General features: G+C 68.2%; 15 protein-coding genes and 2 tRNA genes. 10 read left to right on the forward strand and 7 right to left on the reverse strand.

What is annotated here, in order from left to right; genetic code table 11:
* The first annotated feature begins 30 nt into the window (after positions 1–30).
* Complete coding sequence (locus tag ASD79_RS17805) at positions 31–2,250, forward strand: S9 family peptidase (protein ID WP_056723992.1); 2,220 nt, start codon at positions 31–33, stop codon at positions 2,248–2,250.
* A gap of 139 nt (positions 2,251–2,389) precedes the next feature.
* Positions 2,390–2,941 (forward strand): GNAT family N-acetyltransferase, encoded by a 552-nt coding sequence (locus tag ASD79_RS17810; RefSeq protein WP_056723994.1) that lies wholly within the window; start codon positions 2,390–2,392, stop codon positions 2,939–2,941.
* A gap of 81 nt (positions 2,942–3,022) precedes the next feature.
* On the opposite strand, the gene ASD79_RS17815 is transcribed toward ASD79_RS17810, so the two are convergent.
* Positions 3,023–3,451, reverse strand: a complete 429-nt coding sequence (locus tag ASD79_RS17815; protein ID WP_007671186.1) for a MucR family transcriptional regulator — start codon at positions 3,449–3,451, stop codon at positions 3,023–3,025.
* A gap of 451 nt (positions 3,452–3,902) precedes the next feature.
* A tRNA-Gln gene (locus ASD79_RS17820) sits at positions 3,903–3,976 on the reverse strand.
* Positions 3,977–4,127: 151 nt separating this feature from the next.
* Between ASD79_RS17820 and ASD79_RS17825 the strand changes: the two genes are divergently transcribed.
* Together ASD79_RS17825 and sppA are read left to right on the forward strand one after the other, a co-directional pair.
* Positions 4,128–4,204, forward strand: a tRNA-Pro gene (locus tag ASD79_RS17825).
* A 160-nt stretch (positions 4,205–4,364) separates the two neighbouring features.
* Positions 4,365–6,146, forward strand: a complete 1,782-nt coding sequence (sppA, locus tag ASD79_RS17830) for a signal peptide peptidase SppA (protein WP_056723997.1) — start codon at positions 4,365–4,367, stop codon at positions 6,144–6,146.
* A gap of 436 nt (positions 6,147–6,582) precedes the next feature.
* Here the strand turns inward: sppA and ASD79_RS17835 are convergent, their stop codons facing one another.
* Positions 6,583–9,750, reverse strand: a complete 3,168-nt coding sequence (locus tag ASD79_RS17835) for a TonB-dependent receptor (RefSeq protein WP_056724142.1) — start codon at positions 9,748–9,750, stop codon at positions 6,583–6,585.
* Between the two features lie 604 nt (positions 9,751–10,354).
* On the opposite strand from ASD79_RS17835, the gene ASD79_RS17840 reads away from it, so the two are divergent.
* Positions 10,355–10,765 carry a TIGR01244 family sulfur transferase gene (locus ASD79_RS17840; RefSeq protein ID WP_056723999.1) on the forward strand — a complete coding sequence of 137 codons (411 nt, stop codon included), beginning with the start codon at positions 10,355–10,357 and terminating at the stop codon, positions 10,763–10,765.
* On the opposite strand, the gene ASD79_RS24045 is transcribed toward ASD79_RS17840, so the two are convergent.
* The gene (locus ASD79_RS24045; protein ID WP_156400560.1) at positions 10,766–10,918 is read right to left on the reverse strand and encodes a hypothetical protein; all 153 of its coding nucleotides are present in this window, start codon (positions 10,916–10,918) and stop codon (positions 10,766–10,768) included.
* A gap of 77 nt (positions 10,919–10,995) precedes the next feature.
* Between ASD79_RS24045 and ASD79_RS17845 the strand changes: the two genes are divergently transcribed.
* Positions 10,996–11,889 carry an MBL fold metallo-hydrolase gene (locus ASD79_RS17845; RefSeq protein ID WP_056724001.1) on the forward strand — a complete coding sequence of 298 codons (894 nt, stop codon included), beginning with the start codon at positions 10,996–10,998 and terminating at the stop codon, positions 11,887–11,889.
* A gap of 88 nt (positions 11,890–11,977) precedes the next feature.
* Here the strand turns inward: ASD79_RS17845 and ASD79_RS17850 are convergent, their stop codons facing one another.
* A complete protein-coding gene (locus tag ASD79_RS17850) occupies positions 11,978–14,848 on the reverse strand; it encodes a long-chain-fatty-acid--CoA ligase (protein ID WP_056724002.1) in 2,871 nt (956 codons plus the stop codon).
* Positions 14,849–15,064: 216 nt separating this feature from the next.
* On the opposite strand from ASD79_RS17850, the gene ASD79_RS17855 reads away from it, so the two are divergent.
* Positions 15,065–16,834, forward strand: coding sequence for an ATP-binding protein (locus ASD79_RS17855; RefSeq protein WP_056724144.1), 1,770 nt, complete (start codon positions 15,065–15,067; stop codon positions 16,832–16,834).
* Positions 16,835–17,056: 222 nt separating this feature from the next.
* On the opposite strand, the gene ASD79_RS17860 is transcribed toward ASD79_RS17855, so the two are convergent.
* Positions 17,057–18,556, reverse strand: a complete 1,500-nt coding sequence (locus ASD79_RS17860; RefSeq protein WP_056724146.1) for a bifunctional aminoglycoside phosphotransferase/ATP-binding protein — start codon at positions 18,554–18,556, stop codon at positions 17,057–17,059.
* Positions 18,557–18,710: 154 nt separating this feature from the next.
* Between ASD79_RS17860 and ASD79_RS17865 the strand changes: the two genes are divergently transcribed.
* Entirely contained in the window at positions 18,711–19,376 is a 666-nt protein-coding gene (locus ASD79_RS17865; RefSeq protein WP_056724004.1) for a TetR/AcrR family transcriptional regulator, read from the forward strand.
* Between the two features lie 121 nt (positions 19,377–19,497).
* Here the strand turns inward: ASD79_RS17865 and pdxH are convergent, their stop codons facing one another.
* Positions 19,498–20,163 carry a pyridoxamine 5'-phosphate oxidase gene (gene pdxH / locus ASD79_RS17870; protein WP_056724007.1) on the reverse strand — a complete coding sequence of 222 codons (666 nt, stop codon included), beginning with the start codon at positions 20,161–20,163 and terminating at the stop codon, positions 19,498–19,500.
* Between the two features lie 114 nt (positions 20,164–20,277).
* Between pdxH and ASD79_RS17875 the strand changes: the two genes are divergently transcribed.
* Together ASD79_RS17875 and ASD79_RS17880 are read left to right on the forward strand one after the other, a co-directional pair.
* A complete protein-coding gene (locus tag ASD79_RS17875) occupies positions 20,278–20,619 on the forward strand; it encodes a hypothetical protein (RefSeq protein WP_056724009.1) in 342 nt (113 codons plus the stop codon).
* Positions 20,620–20,832: 213 nt separating this feature from the next.
* Positions 20,833–21,534 (forward strand): DnaJ domain-containing protein, encoded by a 702-nt coding sequence (locus ASD79_RS17880; RefSeq protein ID WP_056724011.1) that lies wholly within the window; start codon positions 20,833–20,835, stop codon positions 21,532–21,534.
* Positions 21,535–21,546 lie beyond the last annotated feature (12 nt).

The following is a 21,546-nucleotide window of genomic DNA, read 5'->3' on the forward strand; positions in this document are numbered from 1 at the left end:
GTTCTGACGCATCGCGGGGGAAATCTGACCATGAACCGGCGCAAAATGATGACGAGCGCGGCAGCGGTGCTTACGTCAGCGTCGGCGATCCATCCCGGGACCGCCCAATCCGAGAGTCGCATGCCTGAGTCATCCAAGCCTTCGTCGTCCAAGCCCGTCCCTCCCCTCGCCCGCAAGGTCCCCAAACGCACCGAGCAACTGGGCCGGGTCCGCGTCGACGACTACGCCTGGATGAAGGACGACAACTGGCAGAAGGTCCTGCGCGACCCGACCCTGATCAAGACCGAGGTCAAGGAGCACCTGACCGCCGAGAACGCCTACCAGAAGGCCATGCTCGCCCCGACCGAACCGCTGCAGAAGGCGATGTTCGAGGAGATGAAGGGCCGCATCAAGGAGGACGACTCCTCGGTGCCGGCCCCCGATGGGCCATTCGAATACTATTCGCGCTTCAACATCGGTGGCCAGCACCCGATCTTCGCCCGCCGGCCCAAGGGCGCTTTGGACGGGAAGACGGACGGCGAGGAGATCCTGCTCGACGCCGACGCCCTGGCCAAGGGCAAGGCCTACAGCCAGGTCAGCGCCGCCGACCACAGCCCCGACCACGGGCTGTTCGCCTATGCCGAGGACGCCCAGGGCTCCGAAGTCCACCACATCTATGTGAAGGATCTGGCGACCGGCCAGATCCTGCCCGAACCGGTCGAGAGCAGCACCGGCGACTTCGCCTGGTCGCCCGATTCGCGATGGCTGTTCTGGACCCACCGCGACGACAACGGCCGTTCCGACAAGATCTACCGCCGCCCGGCCCGCGGCGGCCTCAAGGACGACGTGCTGGTCTATGACGAGCCCGACGACGGCTTCTTCGTCAGCGTCGGCGTGACCGGCTCGGACGCCTTCATCACCATCAGCGCCGGCGACCACGAGACGTCGGAGACCCTGCTCATCCCCGCTTCCGACCCGACGGCGACGCCCAAGGTGGTCGAGCCGCGCACGGTCGGCCTGCGCTATTCGCTGGAACACTGGGACGACCGCTTCGTGATCCTGACCAACGCCGACCAGGCCATCGACTTCAAGCTGGTCGAGGCCCCGGTCGAGACGCCGGGCCGCGCGCACTGGAAGGACTTCGTGGCCCACAAGCCAGGGACCTTCATCACCGGCCTGAGCGCCTACAAGAATCACCTGGTGCGCCTGGAGCGGGTCAACGCCAACACCCGCATCGTCATCACCGAACGGACGAACAAGACCGAAAAGCCGATCGTCATCGACGAGGAGGCCTATGTCCTCGGCGTCGAAGGCGGCTACGAGTTCGACACGCCGGTGATGCGCTATGTCTACCAGTCGCCGACCACGCCCCGGCAGTGGTTCGACTACGACATGGTCACGGGCGAGAAGACTCTGCGCAAGACCCAGGAAATCCCCTCCGGCCACGATCCGGCCGCCTATGTCACTCGGCGGCTCTACGCCAAGGCTCCCGACGGGGCTGAAGTTCCGATCACCGTGCTGATGAAGAAAGGCGTGGCGCTGGACGGCACGGCGCCGCTGCTGCTGTACGGCTACGGCAGCTACGGCATGTCGATGGACCCGTCGTTTTCGATCCGCAACCTCAGCCTGGTCGATCGCGGCTGGATCTGGGCCACCGCGCACGTCCGCGGCGGTTCGGAGAAGGGCTATGGCTGGTTCCTGGACGGCCGCAAGTTCACCAAGAAGAATACCTTCACCGACTTCATCGCCTGCGCCGAGCACCTGCACGCGGCGGGCTACGGGGCCAAGGGCCGCACCGTGGCCTATGGCGGCTCGGCCGGCGGCATGCTGATGGGGGCGATCACCAACCTGCGTCCCGACCTGTGGTCCGGGATCATCGGGGCGGTGCCGTTCGTCGACGTGCTCAACACCATGAGCGACACCTCCCTGCCCCTGACCCCGCCGGAATGGCCCGAATGGGGCAATCCGCTGGAGGACAAGGAGGCCTACGACTACATCGCCAGCTACAGCCCTTACGACAACGTCGCCGCCAAGCCCTACCCGGCCGTGCTGGCCACCGGCGGCCTCTCGGACCCGCGCGTCACCTACTGGGAGCCCGAGAAGTGGACCGCGAAACTGCGCGAACACACGACCAGCGGTGATCCGATTTTGCTCAAGATCAACATGGAAGCCGGCCACGGCGGCGCCTCGGGTCGTTTCGACTTCCTCAAGGAGATCGCCCTGGACTACGCCTTCGCCGTCTGGGCGGTGGACAAGGGTTGGAAGGCTTGAGCTTGATGTCGCGTGAACCGATCCTCCCCCTCTGGGGGAGGTGGCCCGAAGGGCCGGAGGGGGGTGTGTCCCCGCCGGCGCAACCTCCCCCCACCGTCGGCTTCGCCGACACCTCCCCCACGGGGGGAGGACTTCGAGCATGACCGTGACCGTCCGCCCCTCCACCGACGCCGACCTGCCGGCCATCACCGCGATCTATGGCTGGAACGTCCTCAACGGCCTGGGCACCTTCGAGGAGGTCCCGCCGGACATCGCCGAGATGACTCGCCGTCGCGCGGGCTTCCTCGACAAGGGCATGCCCTATCTGGTCGCCGAGCAGGACGGCGCCGTCCTCGGCTATGCCTATGCCGGCCCGTTCCGCCTGCGCGCCGCCTATCGCTACACCGTCGAGGACAGCGTCTATGTCGGCCCGGACGCCGTCGGCAAGGGCGTTGGCAAGGCTCTGCTCTCGGCGTTGATCGCCGCCTGCGAGGCCCTGGGCCTGCGCCAGATGTGCGCGGTGATCGGCGACAGCGGCAACGCCGCCTCCATCGGCCTGCACGCGTCGCTGGGCTTCGAGCAGCGCGGCCTGTTCCCGGCCATGGGCTACAAGTTCGACCGCTGGGTCGACCTGGTCTGGATGCAGCGCCCGCTCAACGGCGGCGGCACGCGCGAACCGGACACCCCGGGCATGACGCTGAGCGGCGTCTGAGGTCTTTGGGTTTCGCGGAACGAAAAAACCCCCGCCGTCGCCGGCGGGGGTTTTGCGTTTCTCGACCGTGAAGGGGTCGGATCAGCCCTTGCGGCCGCGCGGGGCCTTGGCCTTGCGGCCGCCCTGGCCCAGGCCCAGGGCCTTGGCCATGGCCGAGCGCGCTTCGCTGTAGGCCGGCGCGGTGGTCGGGTAATCGTTGGGCAGGCCCCACTTGGCCTTGTACTCGGCGACGGTCATGCCGTGCGTGGTCAGGTGACGCTTCAGGGTCTTGTACGGCTTGCCGTCCTCGAAGCTGATCAGCGCGTCCGGCGTAATGCTGCGACGGATTTGGGCCGGGGTAGCCTTCGTAACAGTCTCGACCGGAACGGCTTCAGGGGAACCAATACCGGCCAAAGCATCGTGGGTCGCCCGAATCAGCGCCGGCAAATCGGAGACCGACGTGCTGTTATTGGCCACGTAGTTGGCGACGATCTCGGCGGTGAGCTCGATCAGGGTAGCCTTGTCTTCCACGAGTGTCTCTCCGATGTGTCTTTGACTTGGAAATACACCCGCCTCGCCGAAATACAAGTACTCAATCGTGGTAATCGCGCCGGTAAGGGTCACAATCCAAACGAATCTTGAGAACAGCAACGAGAAAATCGATGCCGATCTAAACCAGGGAAAACCCCGAAAGTGTGGTTTCCCCTTACCTGATAGCCAGTTCGAGACCGATGTTGTTCGAGCAAAGGTTTCAGCGCCGCAACGATTCGACGCGGCGGCAGACGAGGAAGATCAGCGCCGCCGATCGCAAAGCCACGGGGCTCGCGACTCGGCTAGTTGATTCAACAGGACTTGCGATGCATGGCGATTTTGTGGACGTCGCGCCCTGGACGCTGACCCCTGTCGGGAAGCCGCGAGGCGGCGGCGCCCGAGGGCGGCGCGGGGCCGCCGGAGGCGGCGACTTTTGCAGGAAGGAGAGAAGTGGCTGGGGAACTAGGACTCGAACCTAGAACGACGGTACCAAAAACCGCTGTGTTACCATTACACCATTCCCCAGCAGGAACGGCGAAACCCCGTGGGGCCCGGCGAGGCGGTGGAGATAGCCCAGGAGTCGGACGGATGCAACGCTGCTTTGAACTTCTTTTTCGAGGTCGTTTTTTGTCGCTTGCGAGACCGCCGAGCCGCATCTATAAGCCGCCCTCCAAGTCGGAGTGTGGCTCAGTCTGGTAGAGCACTGCGTTCGGGACGCAGGGGTCGCAGGTTCAAATCCTGCCACTCCGACCATTATTTTCCCGAGAATTCCCAAAAACATGGCTTCCCGCCCCCTCTGGGCGAACCGGGGGCGAAGCACCTTGGCGTCCAAACGCCGGGTTGCGCGCTGTTCATTTGACCGCAACGCCAGTGTCGCTACTAGCTTGCTCGGCAATTGGCAGCAGGACGTCCGATGAAGCAGTTTCTCATGACCGTGGCCGGCGTCTTCGTCGGCTTGGTGTTGTTCCTTGTCGGCGTCCCCTTCCTGCTGATCGTCATGGCGGCCAGCGCCACGCGTCCCGCCCCGGTTCCCGCCCATACCGTGCTGCAGCTCGACCTGCGCGGCGGTCTGTCCGATCAGGAGTCCCAGAGCCCGTTCGCGGCGTTCGGCGGCGGCGGCGGCCAGTCGGTGATGTCGATCATCCAGACGCTGCGCCGGGCCGAGACCGACGACAAGGTCGAGGCGGTGCTGGTGCGCCTGCCGGAGGGCGGCATCGCCCCGGCCTCGGCCGACGAGCTGCGCCTGGCCTTCAAGCACTTCCGCGCGGTCGGCAAGAAGCCGATCATCGCCCACAGCCAGGGCCTCTATCCCTCGGGGCTGGTCACCTCGACCTACATGCTCGGCGCGGCCGCCAGCGAGTTCTGGATGCAGCCCGACAGTTCCCTGCAGGCGGTCGGCGCGGCCAGCGAGGAGATGTTCTTCAAGCGCTTCTTCGACAAGTACGGCGTCAAGGCCGAGTACGAGCAGCGCTACGAGTACAAGAACGCCGTCAATCCCTACCTCCATAGCGACTACACGCCGGCCCACCGCGAATCGACGCTGTCGTGGATGGGATCGGTCTACAACTCGGCCCTGACGACGGCCGCCCAGGATCGCAAGGTCGATCCGGCGGCGCTGATCAAGACCATCGAGGCGGGCCCCTACAGCGCCGAGGAGGCCCAGGCCAAGGGCCTGATCGACAAGGTCGGCCAGGTGAAGGACGTCCAGGACGCCATGCTCGGCCGGGCCGGCAAGGGCGCCAAGTTGCTGGACTTCGACGACTACGCCTCCCGCGCCAAACGCGCCCCGCCCAAGACGGGGCCGACCATCGCCGTGGTCAGCGCCGAGGGGGCGATCATGACCGGCAGCGGCGAGGGCGGCTCGCCGTTCGGCGGCGACAGCACGATCTATTCCGACCATGTGGCCAAGGCGCTGTACGACGCGATCGACGACAAGGACGTCAAGGCGATCGTGTTCCGGGTTTCCTCGCCCGGCGGCTCCGACACCGCGTCCGAGCAGATCCTGGCCGCCGTGAAGGCCGCCAGGAAGGCCGGAAAGCCCATCGTCGTCAGCATGGGCACCTATGCGGCGTCCGGCGGCTACTGGATCTCGTCGGGCGCCTCGGCGATCGTCGCCGAGCCCACCACCCTGACCGGCTCGATCGGCGTGTTCGGCGGCAAGTTCGCCCTGGGCGACGCCCTGGCGCGGTTCGGCGTCGACACCCGCCAGGTGCACGTGGGCGGCGACTATGCCGGCGCGTTCGGTACGGGCGAAGGCTTCACGCCCGACCAGCGCGCCAAGTTCTCGGCCTGGATGGACCGCATCTACGCCGGCTTCATCAACCGCGTCGCCGAAGGCCGCAAGCTGCCGCCAGAACGGGTGCGCGAGATCGCCAAGGGCCGGGTCTGGACCGGCGTCCAGGCCAAGCAGCTGGGCCTGGTCGACGAACTGGGCGGCTTCTATGAGGCCGTCGACAAGGCCAAGGGCCTGGCCGGGATCAAGGGCGAGGTGAAGCTCAAGAAGTTCGGCGGCTCCAACTCGCCGTTCGAGGCCCTGGAGAAGGCGCTGGGGGTCAGCTCGGCCTCGCTGCGCACCATGGCCGCCTCGGCCTGGCTGCTGGGCGACCCGCGCTCGCAGTCGATCATGGACGAGATGGCCAAGGCCCGGCTGCGGAGCCAGGGCGCCTCGGTGCTGGCCGACACGCCGGTGCGGTAGGGGACAATTCCTCCCCCTGTGGGGGAGGCGATCGCGCAGCGATCGGTGGGGAGAGGTTTGGGGTTGTCGATCCTGGATTTGGCCATCGGCCGACTACTCCCCCCTCCGTCGGCTTCGCCGACACCTCCCCCACAGGGGGAGGCTTTGGGGCACACGACTTCGCTGTCTCACGCGGATCACTGCTGAGTGGGTGGGGAGGGTCGCGAAGGCTGTCACCCAAGACCTCGGCAGACCTCGGCGAGCGCTTCCCGCTCGACCACCCCCGAAAGCCGCATCGGTCGCCGTACGTGCGCCCTCCCCGCCGGCGTCCATGCTCTCACGGACCCTCTCCCRYKGGGAGAGGGTTCAGGAAAAAGCAACCCAAGGGTCGCGCCCAAAGAAAAACGGCGGGCTCGTGAGAGCCCGCCGCCATTCCGAGTTCCAAGCGATGGTTTGCTTAGAACGCCCAGTCGAAGCCGAGGCGAACCGAGCGAGGCGCTTGGTAGGCCGTGACCTTTTGGTAGTCCGGGTTGACGGCGCCGCCGGTCTTCTCGCCGAACTCGTCCTTCTCGATGCCCGCATCCAGGTTGAACACGTTGAAGATGTCGGCGCGGAGCACCAGGCCACCGCCTTCCTTGTCCATGTAGGGCACCGAAGGGATGAACTTCGACGGCACGGAGTAGCGCACCGAGAGGTCGAAGCGGGTGACCCACTCGCCCTCGAACACCGAACCGCGGTTGGCGACCTTGCCACCGCAGAAGCGGGCCGCGGCGCCGTACGAGGCGTTGGCCGTCTCGTAGTCGGTCTCGAGCGTGCCGTCGTTGGGATCGAAGTTTTCAGGCGCGTTGCCGATGCAGCCGTACTTGCGCGGCGAGATCACCGACAGGTTACCGCCGACCAGCAGGTCGTCGGTCACCGCGTACGAGCCGAACAGCTTCAGCTGGTGACCACGGTGGTTCGGCAGCAGGCCGTAGGTGCCCGGGATGAAGGCCAGGTGGTCGAAGTCGACAGTGATGCCGGCGTCGGTCTGACCGTTGTCCGAACGCGAAGCCCCTTCGAAGTTACCCTTCGATTCGGAGATCGTGTACGAGCCTTGCAGGCCCCACTTGCCGTCGAAGGCGCGCTCGAAGCTCATTTCCAGGCCGAGATATTCGCGCTTGGCCTTCGGGAACCCGATCTGCTGGCTGGTGACCGTGATCGTGCGGATCTGGGTTTCGCCCGGAAGCGGGTCGCTGAGGACCATCTTCACGTCGCTGCCCGGGTTGACGATCAGGTACTGGTGCTCGCCGTTCCACACGTCCGCGCAGCCGGTGCCGCCGGCGTTGTGCAGCGCATAGCCGTTCGCGCTACACCAGTTCTGCACACCGACGTCCAGCAGGGTGTCTTCGCTGATCCGACCGAGGTTGCGGTAGGTCAGGTTGACGCCAGCGGTCCACAGCTCGTTGAAGCGGTGCTGGTAGCCCAGGATGTACTCGTCCTGGTAGGTCGACTTCAGGTTCTTCGCGGCGACGGCGTCCGGGTTGGGCGAGATGCCGTTGTTACGGACCTGACAGGCGACCGTTCCGGTCGGAGCGTTGCTGCCCACGGTGGCCGGGCAGGGAACCAGGCTGCCGCCGGTGACTTGGGCGCCGAGGCCCGCCACGGGGAAGCCGGTGACCGGATCCAGCGCGCCGAAGGTGGTCGCGCCACCGGCCGGACGCCAGAACTCGGAGATGTCGATGGCCGGGCTCGCCGCGCGGAACGCGGTGTTGGTGGCCACCGGCAGGTAGGTCCGGCCGTAGGAGCCGAACACCTTGTCGTTGCGGTCGCCGAACAGGTCGTAGGCGAAGCCGCCGCGCAGGCCGATCTCGTTGTCAAACGACGAGAACACCTGGCCGTTGGGATCGGCCACCGCGAATTGATCCTTGCGGACGCCGAGGTTCAGGGTCAGGCGATCGTTGAGGTCCCAGGCGTCCTGGATGTAGTACGCCTTGTTCTTGCCGGCGAAACCACCACCGGTCTGGAACTTGCGGCCTTCGATATATTGCTGGCCAGGCAAGACCGCGCCGCCCAGAGCACCCGAAGCGCCGGCCGTGCGATAGGTGTAGTTCCGGCCGCCGTTCCGCACCGTGAACTGGGTCAGGTTGGTGTTTTCTTGGTCGTAGCCGAAGCGAATGTGGTGATCGCCGATCAGCTTGAAGTAGAGGTCGGCGTCAGCGCGATAGAATTCGCGCTCGGCGATCGACGGGAAGGTGCCGGCGGCGGTCTTCTGAACCGAACGGTCCACGGTCGGCGTCACGCGGGTGTCTTGCACCCGGGCGAAGCTGGACAGGTTGCCGACGGCGGCGTTGTCGACTTCGCTGCGGCCGTAGGCGGCCGAAAGCGTCAGCCAGTCGGTGAACGTGCCGGTGTAACGCGCCACGTAGTTTTCGCCGCCCTGGAACAGGGTTTCGGCGCTGGCACGCGTCGACAAGGGCTGGTTGGTGATCGGGTCGATGCCGAAAATGTCGCGCTTGCGCTTACGGCTGGTGTCGAAATAGGTGAGCTCGAGGTGCTGGCGGTCGGTGATGTAGCCGTCCAGCTTGAAGGCGTAGAAGGGGTCGGCCGTACGGTCCTCGACATATTGGCCGCCGGTGGTGGCCGTCGTGGATTCCAGGTTCTGGAAGCTGGCCAGACCGTAGAAGAACAGGTGGTCCTTGATGATCGGGCCGCCGGCTTCGACGATCAGGCTCTTGTCCGTACGGTTCACCAGGTCGTTCCGGGTGATCGTGGTGTTCGGAGACTTTTCGCGCATGCTGTTCGGCTCGTAGTTGCCGTGCAGGGCGAAGGTGAAGTCGTTCGAGCCCGACTTGGTCACCGCGTTGACCACGGCGCCGGTGCCACGGCCGAATTCGGCGGGATAGCCGCCGGTCTTCACTTCAACCGACTTGTAGAACTCGAAGGGCACCAGGGTGGCGCCGATGCCGTTCACGAAGTTGGTGATGTTCAGGCCGTTGACGAAGAAGACGTTCTCGCCGATCGACGCGCCGCCGACGGCGGCTTGCGACTGGCCTTGGCTGACGAAGGTGCCGACGGTGTCGCCCGGCACGGCCGAGGGAGCCAGCAGGGTCAGCGCGGTCACGTTGCGCGCGATCGGGACCTGCTTGGTCAGGGTTTCGACGTCGACGACCAGGCCCGTGGTGGTGCCCGAGAAGTCCAGCTGCGGGTTGGCGGTGCCGGTGACGACGACTTCCGAAACCGAAGCGCCTTCTTCGGCGATGGTGAAGCCGTAGTTCGAAGCCGAACCGATGCCGACGCGGACGTTACCGTCGCTGGCGGGCTGGAAGCCGGCCTTGCTGATGGCGACCGAGTAGCCGCCCGACGGGATCAGGGCGGCGCGGAACTGACCGTCCGAATTGGTGGTCAGGTCGCGCTCGAAGCCTTGAGCCAGCGACTTGACCTTCACCGTGGCGCCGGCGACCGGAGCGCCGTTGGTGTCGGTGACGGTGCCGATGAGCGTGCCGCTCGAATAGTCTTGAGCGCTGGCCAGGGTCGGGACGGCCGTGACGATCGCCGTCACGGCGAGCGGCGCGGCGACGGTGGCCAGTCCGGCCAGCAGCGTCGACGCAAAAAGGCGCGCGCGAACGCCGCCCTTGGTGGAATTCATCTTCATAATATCCCCTCTAGCATGGCGGAGCATCCGACCGACCGCGAGCCCCGCAAGGGAACATTGCGCTCGATGTGTATGGATTTTCGCCCCAACTCCACCACGAGAACTTAGGTGTCCCGGAAAACATTTCCCCGGTTGCGGCGACGTTAGGAGCCGCGCCGCTCACCGGTCAATTGCCATTACCGATCCGTAATCACATCGCTACGCCCTGTCGCATTATCGCAACACGATCGCCGCATTTTTGACGAACGCCGCTCAGATTCTCCACAAACAGGCCGGCAAACCGGGTCGGGCGCCCCGTAGTCCCTTGGTTAGCAAGGCAAATTCGACCCCGGCGGCGCGTTGAGAACACATTTCGGAACGCCCATGCCGGAGACGGCAAAAATGCCTCACGGCGCGTTGACATTCACAAAATATGCCCGTCAAAAACCAGTGTTCTCGGGTCATATATGCGTCATATGATCGATGCTAAAAAGTTTTATCCGTAAGATGCTCAATTTCGCGACAGATCAAAAACCACGCCGACCGTTGCGGAGGCGCCCCCGAGCCGGGATGATGCGGCCTGGGCAGCCTTTGCCCGTGACCTTGTGAGCGACTTGCCATGACCGGCTTCCGACACGTGACCGACTCGCTTTCGGTCAGCCCGCAGATCGCCGTGGAGGATCTGGGCCGCGCCGCCGCCGAGGGATTCGTCCTGGTGATCAACAACCGCCCCGACGACGAGGAGCCGGGCCAGCCTTCCAGCGCCCAGATGGAGGCCGCCGCCCAGGCCGCGGGCCTGGCCTATGTCCATGTTCCGGTGCGGGGCGGCCCGACGCCCGACCAGGTCGAGGCGGTGCGGCGGGCGGTGGAAGCCGCCGAGGGGCCGGTGCTGGCCTTCTGCCGGTCGGGCACCCGCTCGATCGTCACATGGTCGCTGGGCCAGGCGATTTCGGGCGCCAGCGATCGCGACACCCTGGTGCGCCAGGGCGCGGCGGCGGGCTACGACCTGTCGGGCGTGTTGGGCGGCTAACTAGTAGCGGTGTGTCAGGGCGACCCGGGCGGCCATCGTCGAGGGCTCGGGCTCGCAACTGGCCAGCACGAACTGCGCCACGATGAGACACAGGATGGCGAAGGCCGCTCGCTGGAGCCGTTTTGAAACAAAAATCGCTGCGTCGGCGGCCATGATCCGTACTCCGGGTGGTTTACGGGTCGTTAATCGCAAGACCGGCGCCGGAGCCCCTTTCTCCCGAAGAGACCCCCATGATCCCCTTCGTCCGTGAGATCGAGTTCGAATACGGCCGCTGCGACCAGGTCTCGCCGCTGATCCGTCGGGTGATCGCCGACAATCCCGGGCCGTTCACCTACACCGGCACCGGCACCTACATCGTCGGGCGCGGGACAGTGGCGGTGATCGACCCCGGCCCCGACCTCGACGGCCACCTGCGGGCGCTGCTGGCCGCCCTTGACGGCGAGACGGTCAGCCACATCCTGGTCACCCACCACCACAGCGACCACTCTCCCCTCGCCCGCCCGCTGGCCCGGGCGACCGGCGCGACCATCCACGGCCGCCGCGCGCCGCACCTGGCCGAGGCGGCGTCGGACCTGATGCTGGAAGCCGGCGACGACGACGGCTTCCGCCCCGATGTCGAGATCGCCGACGGCGCGGTGTTCGAAGGTCCCGGCTGGACCCTGCGGGCGGTGACCACCCCCGGCCACACCTCCAACCATGTCTGCTTCGCCCTGGCGGAAGAGAACGCCCTGTTCAGCGGCGACCACATCATGGGCTGGTCGACCACGGTGATCACCCCGCCGGACGGCGACATGGGCGCCTACTTCGCCAGCCTGGACAAGGTGAAGGCGCTGGACTTCGACACCCTGTGGCCGACCCACGGCTCGCCGGTCCGCGACGTGGCGCCGTTCATCCAGGCCTATGCCGACCACCGCCGCTCGCGCGAGGCGCAGATCCTGGCGGCCCTGGCGCAGGGCCCGACCACGATCAAGGCCATGGTCCCCAGCCTCTACGCCGCCGTCGACCCCCGCCTGCACCCGGCGGCGGCGATGTCGGTGCTGGCGCACGTGCTGCTGCTGGTGAAGGAGGGCCGGGTGACGTGCGAGGGCGTGGCGGGGCTGGATTCGGAATATCGGCTGGCCTGAACTTGCCCCCACCTGACCGCTTCGCGGTCTGTCCGCCCCCATGGGGAGCGGAGCGCCGAAGGCGCGGAGGGGGCAAGCGGTTGGCGCCCTACCCCTTCACCACCGCCAGCAACCCGCCCACCCGGCGGCAGTTGCGGCCCATGTCCGCGCCCGGCGCGCGGCCGACGGACCGCATGTCGACCCGCGCGCCGGCGGCGTCGGGACGCACCCGCACCACCAGGTCGTCCTTCAGGCCGTACCAGAAGCTCTGGCCCGTGGCCTCCAGCCGGCCGTCGATCGGATCGTCGGTGACCAGGGTCAGGCCGGCGGCCTGGACCGCGGCCTTGGCCGACTCGTAGGCGTCGGCGGGCGAGCGCGCCAGGACCAGCGGCCGGGCGGCCGGGCAGGTCTCGGCGTTGACGTCGGCGACGCGACGGCCGGCGAAGTCGGCCGAGCCGACCGGCAGGCTGGGGTCCGGCTCGACGGTCTGGGCCTCGCCGCCGCGCGCGGCCAGGCCCGCGTCCGACAGCATCAGCGGCGTCTTCCAGTCGGTGGAGACGTCGTGGATCGGCGGGGCGCGACCGCCGACGGCATTGGCCGCCACCATCACGCCCAGGGTGGCGATGGTGATCGCCAAGGCCAGCAGCGCCTTCTTCCACAGCTTCGAGAAGCCGCCGAACAGGGCGACGATCAGGGCCAGCACGCCGGTGGCGACGCCGAGCGTGGCGACCTTGGGCGCCCAGTCCAGGGTCAGCAGGTCATAGCCGACCGGCTGGCCGAACAGGCCAAGCTTCACCCCCACGGCGCCGGCGGCCACCAGCAGGGCCGGCGCCAGGGCGACCAGGACCGCCACGTCGACCAGGACTCCGGCCGCGCCCGAGGACTTGCCCTTGGCGTCGGCCTTCCGGGCCTTCTTTCCGCCCTTCGACGGGATAACCGGCATGGCCAGCGGCGGCTCCTCGGCGACGAACACCGGCTTGGCGTGGAAGGCCTCCTCCGGGACCGGAGCGAGGGCGGCCGCGGCGGTCGCCGTCAACGGGCCGAGCGGAAAGTGTTCGGACTCGCCGCGCGCCTCGAACGCCGGTTCGGCTTCGGGGGCGGCGGCGACGGGAACGACTTCCGGCTCGGGTTCCGCCACGGGCTGGGACGGCGCTTCGGCCAGGGCCTCGACCACCTGTGGTTCCAGCAGCGGCGGCGGCTCCGACAGCGGCTCCTCCGGCTCGGGCGCGTAGATGCGCGCGGCCTGGGCGCCGTCGGCGGCGGCCAGGGTGGCGGCCGGCGGTTCGGGTTCGGGTTCGGGTGCCGCTTCGGCGACCACCGCGGCGGCGGCCAGGCTGGGCAGCACGTAGTCGGCCATGCGCTGGCGGATCAGCTTCTTGTCGATCTTGCCGGTCGCGCCCAGCGGGATGTCGTCGACGAACACCACGTCGTCGGGCGTCCACCACTTGGCGATCTTGCCTTCCAGGAAGGCCAGGAACTCCTCCTTGGTGGCGGTCTCGCCCTCCTTGAGCTTGACCAGCAGGATCGGCCGCTCGTCCCACTTGGGGTGGGCCACGCCGATCACCGCCGTCATCGCCGCCTTGGGGTGGCCCAGGGCGATGTTCTCGATGTCGATGGTGCTGATCCATTCGCCGCCCGACTTGACCACGTCCTTGGCCCGGTCGGTGATCTGCATGAAGCCGTGGTCGTCGATGGTGGCCACGTCGCCGGTGTCGAAGAAGCCTTCCGCGTCGAGGATCTTGCCGCCCGCGCCGCGGAAATATTCGGCGGCGATGATCGGGCCCTTGATCTTCAGGTTGCCGAAGCTCTTGCCGTCATGCGGCAGGCGATTGCCGGCGTCGTCGGTCAGCTTCAGCTCGACGCCCAGCGGCGGGCGGCCCTGCTTGAGGCGATAGGGCATCTGCTGGTCGTAGGGCAGCTTGGCCAGTTCGTCGGTCATCACCGACAGGGTGCCGACCGGCGACGTCTCGGTCATGCCCCAGGCGTGGACCACCTCGACGTCATAGTCTTCCTGGAAGGCGCGGATGATGTGTTCGGGACAGGCCGCCCCGCCGATCACCACCTTGTTCAGCACCGGCAGCTTCAGGTCGTTCTCGCGCAGGTGCTGCAGCAGCATCTGCCAGACGGTGGGCACGGCGGCCGAGAAGGTGACGCCCTCGCTGTCAAGCAGCTCGTAGATCGAGGCCCCGTCCATCTTGGCTCCGGGCATGACCATCTTGGCGCCGGTCCCCGGGGCCGAGAACGCCACGCCCCAGGCGTTGGCGTGGAACATCGGCACCACCGGCAGGATCACGTCCTTCTGCGACAGGCCCATCACGTCGGGCTGCAGGGTGATCAGGGTGTGCAGGAAGTTGGAGCGGTGCGAATACAGCACCCCCTTGGGATCGCCCGTCGTGCCCGAGGTGTAGCAGAGGCCGGCGGCCGTGCCCTCGTCGAAGCCGCCCCAGGCGCAGTCGGCCGGATGTTCGGCGACCAGGTCCTCGAAGCACAGCACGCCCTTGTAGTTGGGCGCCTCGCCCGCCGGCTTGAAGTCGACCGGCATGTGGTCGCGGTCGGTGAACACCACCACGTGCTCGAGGCTGGGCACGCGCGGCAGGATGGCCGCGACGATCGGCAGGAAGGTCAGGTCGGTGAAGATCACCCGGTCGCCGGCATGGTCGGCGATCCAGGCGATCTGCTCGGGAAACAGGCGCGGGTTCAGGGTGTGGCAGATGGCGCCGATGCCCATGATGCCGTACCAGGCTTCCATGTGGCGGGCGGTGTTCCAGGCCAGGGTGGCGACCCGGTCGCCGGGCTTGACGCCCAAGGCCAGCAAGGCGTTGGACACCCGCTTGGCCCGCTCGTGGATCGCGCCGTAGGTGGTGCGGACGATCGGCCCCTCGACCGAACGGGTGACCACTTCGCGGCCGCCGTGCCACAGGGCCGCGTGGTCGATGATCTTGTCGACCGTCAAGGCCCCGTGCTGCATCAAGCCCTGCATCGATCCCACTCTCCCGCATCATTATCGTTGTTCAGACAAGGCTAGCGGGGCGGCGGCGGCGGCGCAACGCGGCGCGCGCCTTGGGCGAACCTTTGGACTGTCGCCCAACGAGGGCGCCCCCGCGCTGATCAGCCGCAGCGGGTGTTCATCCCGCACAACTCGCTATCCGCTACTGTGCGAAACGAACAACGCCGTTCGATGAATGAGGCTGACCAGGTGCGATGGCTCGATTCCCCTTGGGCCGATGACCGGCTGGACGAGGTGGCGCTGGACACCCACCGCCTCCTGCCGTCACGGCTGATCCCGGCGACCTTGACCGCCGTGGCGGTGGCCTTCGGCCTGGGACTTCCAATCGCCTTGGGCTGGCTGGCGAGCCTGGCGCTGGCCGAGGGGCTGGCGCGACTGGCGACCCGACGCTTCAAGCCCGGCGTTCCCGGCTTGCCGCGGCTGCGCGCGGCCTTCGTCCTGGCGGCGCTCCCGATCAACCTGATCTGGGCCGGGCTCGGCGCCCTGATGTGGTTCGCGCCCGCGCCCGAATTGAAGATGGCCGCTGTCGCCATCTGGGTCGGGCAGATCGTCTACACCCAGAACTTCCGGCACCAGCCGGCGGCGTTGCTGGCGGTCAGCGCCACCGCGCCGATGGCCAGCATGCTGGTCTTTCCGCTGTTCTTCTACGACGCCCACGGCGTGGCCGCCAACGTCGCCCGCTGGGGCCTGATGGCCGTGGTGCTGACCACCATCAACGTGATGCTGAGCAACCGCGCCGCCGCCCGGCGCCTGGACGACCTGACCCGCGGCCTGCGCGACGAGCGCGAGCGGGCCCTGGAGGCCAACCGCGCCAAGTCGACCTTCATCGCCGTCACCAGCCACGAGTTGCGCACGCCGATGAACGGCCTGCTGGGCATGGCCTACGCCCTGGACCGTTCGAACCTCAACGAAAGCCAGCGCCGCCACGTGCGCCTGATGATCAAGTCCGGCGACAGCCTGATGCAGGTGCTCAACGATGTCCTGGACCTGTCGAAGATCGAGGCCGGCAAGGTCGATATGGACCACGTGGCCACCAACCTGCCCGAACTGGTCCTGGCGGCCGGCGACGCCTGGCGCGACGCCGCCCGCGAGAAGGGCCTGTGGCTGAAGACCGAGGTCGATCCCCAGGCGCCCGCCTGGATCCTGGCCGACCCGCTGCGCATCCGTCAGGTGCTGATGAACCTGATCTCCAACGGCCTGAAGTTCACCAGCCAGGGCGGCGTCACGATCCAGCTGGCCGCGTCAACGCCCCGCGCCGACGGCCTGCAGGACGTCCGCCTGCGGGTGATCGACACCGGCATCGGCGTCTCCCCCCAGTTCCACGACCGGATCTTCGACAGTTTCACCCAGGCCGACAACACCGTCTCGCGCAACCACGGCGGCACCGGCCTGGGCCTGACCATCTCACGCGCCCTGGCCCGCCAGATGGGCGGCGACCTGGCGCTGGAGAGCCACGCGGACGGCGCCGCCTTCGTCTTCACCCTGCGCGCGGCGATGAGCGCGCCGCCGGCGGCGATGCTCGATGACGACGAGATCGACGATGCGACGCCCGACTTCGACACCTTGCGAATCCTGATGGCCGAGGACAACGCCATCAATCAGGTCGTGGTCCGCACCATGCTGGAAGCGACCGGCGCGGTCCTGACCGTCGTCGACGAGGGCCAGGCCGCCCTGCACGCCCTCCAGGCCGGCGCGTTCGACGTGGTGCTGATGGACATCAACATGCCGGTGATGGACGGGATCACGGCGCTGGCCGCCATTCGCGCGGGCCAGGCGGGCGATCCGGCCTTGCCGGTGATCGCGCTGACCGCCTCGGCCATGTCGGGCGACCGCGAGCGCTTCCTGGCCATGGGCTTCGACGACCACCTGGGCAAGCCGATCCGCCCGATCGAGCTGCTGTCGGCGATCAGCGCGGCGGTGCGGCCGCGAGCCCGAAGCGTGCAGATGGCGCGGTCTTAGGGTTCGGACTCAATTGGCGCCCACCCAACTGTTGTCATCCCGGCCGTAGGACCGCGCAGCGGGCCGAAGCGCCGGGACCCAGGGCAACCGCAGTGCGCCGGCCCCTGGGTCCCGGACAGCCTCTGCGAGGCTTCCGGGATGACAACCATTAGTGAGGGCTTTGACGCTACTCAGGAATTCAAGCGTTCAAGTGGGGGCGGACCCTAGAGCCGCCCAGCCGCCCTACCCCATCGTCTCGGCCAGGGCCCGGGCCTCGTCCTCGAACGCGCTGACCGTATCGACCCGGCGCCAGGTGATCTCGCCGGTGTCGCGGGTCAGCTGATTTTCCAGCACCGCCACGTCGGCGTCCGAGGCGTCGTTGACGCGGGCGGCGACGCGGGCGCGTAGCACTTCGGGCGGAGCTTCCAGCCACACGCCCTGGAACGCCACGTCGGCGCTCTTGGCCAGGGCTTCGGCGCGAGCGCGTTGCTCGGGCTTGAGGAACACCGCGTCGACCACCACCGAGCGGCCGGCCGCCAGGGTCAGGGCGGCGTCGCGGAACAGCTCGTCATAGACCCGGTCGCTCATCTCGGCGGCGTAGGCTTCCTTGGGCAGGCGCTGCAGCGAGGGCACGCCCCACAGGCGCTTGCGGATCTCGTCGGTGCGCAGGACCACCGCGCCGGGGGCGGAGCCCAGGCCGGGCGCGCAGACCCGGGCGAAGGTCGACTTGCCCGACCCCGAGAGGCCGCCCGTCGCCACCAGGTTGACCGGACGCGGGGCCAGGTGCTCCAGCGCCGTGGCCAGATAGGCCCGCGCCGCCTCGTCGTCGTTGCTGTAGGCCCAGACGTGGGTACGCACCGCGGCCCGCACGCTGAGCATCAGCGGCAAGGCGGCCAGGCCGGTCCACAGGCCCTCGCCGAAGGTGCGGCCGGCCTCGTCCAGATAGGCGTTCAGCACCCGGCCGGCCGCGTCGCGGCGACGGCGGAAATCCAGGTCCATCAGCAGGAAGGCCAGGTCGTACTGGATGTCGATGTCCGACAGGGCGTCGTTGAACTCGATGCAGTCGAAGAGGATCGGCTTGCCTTCTTCGATCAGGATGTTGCCCAAGTGCAGGTCGCCGTGACAGTGGCGGGCGAAGCCCTGCCCGGCCCTTGTGTTGAGCAGCGGACCCAGGCGCTCCAGCGCCAGGTCGGTCTCGGCGATCAGCCGCTCGACGGCCTGCGAACCCAGGCGCGGGGCCAGGCCGCGCAGCAGGTTGGCGTTCGAGGCGATGGTGTAGCCCAGGGCCCCCACCCCGCCGCCCTGGGGCCGCAGCGGCGCCCCGGCGTGGAACTGGGCGATGGTCCGGCCCAGGGCCTCCTCCAGGGCGTCGTCGATCGCCCAGGGCTGGACGGACAGCACGCCCTGCTCGTCGAAGCGGCGCATCTCCAGCAGGAATTCGACGGTCTCGCCCGTCCCGTCGATCTCGACCCCGCCGTCCTCGGTGCGGGTCAGCCGGCGCACGGCGCGATAGATGTCGGGCGCGGCCGAGCGGTTGAACGACAGTTCCCGCTCCAGCGCCCAGCGACGCAGTTCCAGGGTGGAATAGTCGAGGAAGCCGAAATTGACCGGACGCTTGACCTTCCAGGCGGCCTCGCCGACCAGGAACACGCGCGCGCAGGACGTCTCGATCACCCGATCGGCCCGTTCGCCCAGCCAGGCGGCCACTTCCTGCTCGCGAACCGTTTCCGCGTCCTTGATCACGCCCAAACCCCGTCCAAAACCCAGCCCATGACGCCAACACTCGGGGCGCGGCGTCCCCATAGCGGAAAGTTCCGTCCACGTCCCCCACGGCGACTTGCTTGCGCTATGGTTGAATGACTATGGTGAACGTCACCGTAGATCGAGTCGTCGTCGCATGCTTATGGGCGCTGGGCTGAACAGGCCCGAACGCAAGAAATCCGACATCCTGGCGGCGGCGCGTGGCGTCTTCCTGCGCCAGGGCTATCCGGACACCGGCATGGAGGTCGTGGCCAGGGCGGCCGGCGTCTCCACCGCCACGCTCTACGCCTACTTTCCCAGCAAGGCGAAGCTGTTCGAGGTGGTGGTGTACGACACCGTGCGGGACATGGCCGCTCCGGTCCGCGAGAGCGCCGACGCCGGGGGCGACGCCCAGGCGCGGCTGATGGCCCTGTCCCGCGCCTATGCCGCCTTCTCCTCGCGCCCCGCCACGCGCGCGATGTTCCGGCTGGTCACGGCCGAACGACGGCGCTTCGAATCCTTGGCGGAACATTTCCTGCGCAGCGCCCGCGACGAACTGGGCGGGGCGGCGATCGCCCTGATCCAGGACCTGGTCCGGTCTGGCGAACTGTCGGTCGACAAGCCCTCCTGGGCCGCCGGCCAACTGCTGGGCATGCTCGACCACGCCACCCTGGTGCTCGGCCTGGCCGCCGGCGACCATGTGCAGCCGGGACGGCCGCTGGAGGATATCTGCCGGGACGCGGTGGAAACGTTCCTGGCGCGGTATGGAAACCCTCTCCCAGAGGGAGAGGGAGGGGCCCGCGCCGAAGGCGTGGGAGGGTGAGGGGTTACGCCCTCGCCGTTTTCTCGCGACGCCCTGCCGGCACGCCGTCGGACGTCTTACCCCCTCACCCTCCCAAGCTTCGCTTGGGCCCCTCCCTCTCCCCATGGGAGAGGGTTTCTTTTTACGGGAACAGCCGCTTGGTCTCCCAGCCCTCGCCGACCCGCTCATAGACCAGGCGTTCGTGCAGGCGGAACGGGCGGTCGCGCCAGAATTCGATGACTTGGGGCACGACGCGGTAGCCCGACCAGTGCGGCGGGCGCGGCACCTTGCCCAGGCCGAACTTCAGCGCCATCTCGGCCACCCGCCGCTCGAGGGCCAGGCGATCGGGCAGCGGCCGCGACTGGTCCGAGGCCCAGGCGCCCAGCTGGCTGTGGCGGGCGCGGCTGGCGAAATAGGCGTCGGCCTCCTGCGGCGTCACCGGCTCGACCACGCCGCGCACCCGCACCTGGCGGCGTAGCGACTTCCAGTGGAACAGCAGGGCGGCCTTGGGATGCCCCCCAAGTTCAACCCCCTTGGCGCTCTGGGTGTTGGTGTAGAAGACGAAGCCGCGCGCATCCACGCTCTTGAGCAGCACCATGCGCGAATCCGGCAGACCATCATCGTCGACCGTCGACAGCGCCATGGCGTTGGGATCGTGCGGCTCGTCCTTGCCGGCCTCGGCCAGCCAGTCCTCGAACAGCCGGATCGGATCGCCCTCCGGCAGCAGCGGCGGCGGCGTGGCCTGCGTCACCTGGCGGACATAGTCGTCCTCGGACGGCGAGGCGGGGATCAGGGGCGCATCGGTCATGTCACCGATATAGGGCGCCCGTCGACGTGGGGCCACGCTTGACGCGCCAAGCTTGACGCGCGCATCTGCCGCCCACGAGCGCGGACGGTTCCGCGCCCCAGGATTTGGACTCCCATGAAACTCGGCACGCGGGCGCGGTTGGCCTGGATTCCCCTGGCGCTGTGGTGCGCGGCCGGGCTCGGCATCGGCTGGATCGAGGCCGTCCGGTGGAAGGGCGACGACGTCCAGGACTGGATCATCCTGGCGATCGGCGGGGTCTTCCTGTTCGCGGCCGGGGCCTGGAACCTGCTGAAGCTGCGCAACCGCGCCGCCGAACAGGCGCGGGTCGAGGGGCCCGACGTCGACGTCCCGGTGACCTGGCATCGCAAGAGCGGCTCGTGGGCGGTGATTATCTTCGCGGCCGGCGTGTTCGGCGTCTTCGGCCTGGTCTGGCTGATAAGCGGCCAGATCCGGTAAAGGCCGAGGCTGCCGCCGTGCGTCCTTCGAGGCCCTCCTACGGAGGGCGCCTCAGGATGAGGAATTCAGCAATGCGGTCCTCATCCTGAGGCGCCGCGCAGCGGCCTCGAAGGACGCAGGGCGGACGCCGCGCATCCCCGCGAAGCCAGAACCGTCGCCGCCGAAAGTCTTAACTTAACGCCCCGTTGACCAAGTCGCGGCAGGGTCGGCGTCATGACCGCCCGCGCTTCTTCCGTCCTCAGCCTTCAGGCCGCGCGCGCCATCCTCGGCGTCGCCCCGGGCGCCGACGAGCGCGAGCTGCGGGCCGCCTATCGCGAAGCCGCCAAGCGCGCCCACCCCGACCGCCCCGGCGGCGACGCGGCCCTGTTCCGCGACGTACTGACCGCCTATCGCCTGCTGCAGGACAATCCGGTCCAGCCGATCCACTTCCCGCCCGCCGTCGCCGAACCGGCCCGCGTCGAGCAGGCCACCCTGACGATCGACACCGCCATGGCCTTCGCCGGCGGGACCCTGGAAATGATGGTCGACGCCCGCAAGCTGCGCCTGACCCTGCCCGCCGGCCTGCGCGAGGACGACCAGGTGCGGGTCGAGGACGTGGTGTTCCGCGTCGCCGTCAAGACCGATCCACAAGCCCTGGTGCGCGGCGACGACCTGTGGCTGACCGCCCGCCTGGACTCCCGGGTCCTCGCCGAGGGCGGGCGCATCGAGGTGGCCACGGCCATCGGCCCGCGCCTGGTGTGGATCTCGACCAAGGCCGCCGCCCGCGGCCTGGTGCGCCTGCCCGGCCAGGGCCTGCCGGCCCGCGGCGCCCACCCGCAAGGCGACCTGTTCCTGCGCCTGGAAGCCGTCGACGGCGGGGCCGAGAGCGCCGCCCGCTCGCAGTTGAAGCGTTTCGCGGCGGCCTGGGCGGCTTAAACGCCTTCAAAC

Source organism: Caulobacter sp. Root655, assembly GCF_001427665.1.
In the GTDB taxonomy this organism is placed as follows: Bacteria; Pseudomonadota; Alphaproteobacteria; order Caulobacterales; family Caulobacteraceae; genus Caulobacter.

What these genes read in the sequence shown, in the direction of transcription:
- ASD79_RS17805 (WP_056723992.1), top strand. Translation starts at nt 31, where the DNA reads ATGAACCGGCGCAAAATGATGACGAGCGCGGCAGCGGTGCTTACGTCA.
- ASD79_RS17810 (WP_056723994.1), top strand. Translation starts at nt 2,390, where the DNA reads ATGACCGTGACCGTCCGCCCCTCCACCGACGCCGACCTGCCGGCCATC.
- sppA (WP_056723997.1), top strand. Translation starts at nt 4,365, where the DNA reads ATGAAGCAGTTTCTCATGACCGTGGCCGGCGTCTTCGTCGGCTTGGTG.
- ASD79_RS17835 (WP_056724142.1), bottom strand. Translation starts at nt 9,750, where the DNA reads ATGAATTCCACCAAGGGCGGCGTTCGCGCGCGCCTTTTTGCGTCGACG.
- ASD79_RS17840 (WP_056723999.1), top strand. Translation starts at nt 10,355, where the DNA reads ATGACCGGCTTCCGACACGTGACCGACTCGCTTTCGGTCAGCCCGCAG.
- ASD79_RS24045 (WP_156400560.1), bottom strand. Translation starts at nt 10,918, where the DNA reads ATGGCCGCCGACGCAGCGATTTTTGTTTCAAAACGGCTCCAGCGAGCG.
- ASD79_RS17845 (WP_056724001.1), top strand. Translation starts at nt 10,996, where the DNA reads ATGATCCCCTTCGTCCGTGAGATCGAGTTCGAATACGGCCGCTGCGAC.
- ASD79_RS17850 (WP_056724002.1), bottom strand. Translation starts at nt 14,848, where the DNA reads ATGCAGGGCTTGATGCAGCACGGGGCCTTGACGGTCGACAAGATCATC.
- ASD79_RS17865 (WP_056724004.1), top strand. Translation starts at nt 18,711, where the DNA reads ATGCTTATGGGCGCTGGGCTGAACAGGCCCGAACGCAAGAAATCCGAC.
- pdxH (WP_056724007.1), bottom strand. Translation starts at nt 20,163, where the DNA reads ATGACCGATGCGCCCCTGATCCCCGCCTCGCCGTCCGAGGACGACTAT.
- ASD79_RS17875 (WP_056724009.1), top strand. Translation starts at nt 20,278, where the DNA reads ATGAAACTCGGCACGCGGGCGCGGTTGGCCTGGATTCCCCTGGCGCTG.
- ASD79_RS17880 (WP_056724011.1), top strand. Translation starts at nt 20,833, where the DNA reads ATGACCGCCCGCGCTTCTTCCGTCCTCAGCCTTCAGGCCGCGCGCGCC.